General features: G+C 65.6%; 1 protein-coding gene. It reads right to left on the bottom strand.

Features of this window, described 5'->3' with window-relative positions:
* On the bottom strand, window positions 1–362 hold a 362-nt coding region (locus AC1DM5_RS36625; RefSeq protein WP_477976982.1), incomplete at both ends, for a putative Ig domain-containing protein.

Consider the following 362-nt stretch of genomic DNA (forward strand, 5'->3'; position numbering starts at 1 on the left):
TCGGTCGCCGTCACCTTGACGCCATAGGTCCCGCCTGTCGTCGGCGTGCCGGAGAATGTCCGTGTCGTGGCGTTGAAGGCCAGCCAGGCGGGAAGCGCTGTCCCGTCGGCAGCAGTTGCCGTGTAGGTCAGCGTYTCGGTGCTGTCGACATCGGTGAAGGTCGTGGTCGGCAGCACGAAGGAGAAGGCGGAGCCGACGGTGGCGTTCTGAGTGGYCGTCTGGACGGCCAGCACCGGTGCGTCATTGGCACCATGGATGGTGATGGTCAGGTTTGCCGTGGCGGTGGCGCCGGCAGTGTCGCGCATCGTGTAGCTGAAGACATCGCTCAGCGTATTGGTCGACTGGCGTAGCGCCTGGACGGC

Source organism: Rhizobium sp. 01T437 (assembly GCF_056398505.1).